Below are 461 nucleotides of genomic sequence, written 5' to 3'. Positions count from 1 at the left end.
CTACTATATGTGGTCGATTTTCGGCACGGTCGGGGTGTTCGCTGCGTGGCTGTTGGTCGGTGACGTTTCCTCATTCTTCCAGAGTAGCGACCTCTGGGGCTTGGTCTACGTCGGCATCACGAGCACGGCCGGGTTCGCTGCGGGGTGGATGCTCTAATGGTGGACCTTGACCTTGACCTAGAGACGGTCGCCACACTTGGCGCGTCGGTTGGTGCTCTCGACGCCGGACTATCCGCGGGCGCAGACATCACGATTTTATCCGACCTGCTTGGTGGCAGTCTTGAAATAGGGCTGATTGTGGTTGGTGCAGCCGGTGGGTCTCTCATCGCAGACCGGCTCGGACTCGTTGAGGTGTTTGATTCGTGACTCTCGTTCGGAGGGTCATGGTTATGCTGCTCGTTGGAATCGTCATCACGACCGCCGCCACGAGCGGCGTGGTTCCAGGGTCATCTCCGGTCGGA

At 59.4% G+C, this 461-nt stretch carries 1 protein-coding gene; it reads left to right on the top strand.

All coding sequences use genetic code 11. The features are described from left to right. Window positions 1-156 precede the first annotated feature (156 nt). Complete coding sequence (locus C495_RS01095; protein ID WP_004052064.1) at window positions 157-366, top strand: hypothetical protein; 210 nt, start codon at window positions 157-159, stop codon at window positions 364-366. Window positions 367-461: the final 95 nt, after the last annotated feature.

The sequence above is a fragment of the Natronorubrum sulfidifaciens JCM 14089 genome, assembly GCF_000337735.1.
In the GTDB taxonomy this organism is placed as follows: Archaea; Halobacteriota; Halobacteria; order Halobacteriales; family Natrialbaceae; genus Natronorubrum; species Natronorubrum sulfidifaciens.
The sequence above is the reverse complement of the archived record's forward strand: the minus strand, read 5'-3'. Positions and strand labels throughout refer to the sequence as shown.

Coding starts and splice junctions, on each gene's coding strand:
- C495_RS01095 (WP_004052064.1), top strand. CDS start 157: ATGGTGGACCTTGACCTTGACCTAGAGACGGTCGCCACACTTGGCGCG.